1 pseudogene is annotated in these 653 nt (G+C 69.1%); it reads left to right on the top strand.

The annotated features are described in order from the left end of the window. Positions 1–653: pseudogene (locus MFF24_RS28685) on the top strand (1-deoxy-D-xylulose-5-phosphate synthase); the annotation flags it as partial.

Raw genomic sequence — 653 nt, 5'->3', positions numbered from 1 at the left:
GTCCTGAAGAACGTGCGCGACTCGGATCAGGGCCCGATCCTGCTCCACGTGGTGACGCAGAAGGGCAAGGGCTACGCGCCGGCGGAAGCCAGCGCCGACCGCTACCACGGCGTGGTGAAGTTCGACGTGGTCTCAGGGGTCCAGGCCAAGGCCAAGGCGAACGCCCCGGCCTATACCCGCGTGTTCGGCGAGAGCCTGATCAAGGCGGCCGATGCCGACCCGAAGGTGGTGGCGATCACCGCGGCCATGCCCGGCGGCACCGGGATCGACCTGTTCGGCAAGGCGCATCCGGACAAGACCTTCGACGTCGGCATCGCCGAGCAGCACGCGGTGACCTTTGCCGGCGGCCTCGCCACCGAGGGCTACAAGCCGTTCGTGGCGATCTACTCGACCTTCCTGCAGCGGGCCTACGATCAGGTCGTGCACGACGTGGCCTTGCAGAACCTGCCCGTGCGGTTCTGCCTCGACCGGGCCGGCCTAGTGGGAGCGGATGGCGCCACGCATGCGGGCGCGTTCGATCTGGCCTATCTCTGCTGCTTGCCGAACATGACGGTGATGGCGGCCGCCGACGAGGCGGAGCTGGTGCACATGGTGGCGACCTGCCACGCGCACGATTCGGGCCCGATCGCCCTGCGCTACCCGCGCGGCGAGGG

It is taken from the genome of Methylorubrum aminovorans, from assembly GCF_022179725.1.
GTDB lineage: Bacteria > Pseudomonadota > Alphaproteobacteria > Rhizobiales > Beijerinckiaceae > Methylobacterium > Methylobacterium aminovorans.
This window is presented reverse-complemented; position numbering and strand designations above follow the sequence as displayed.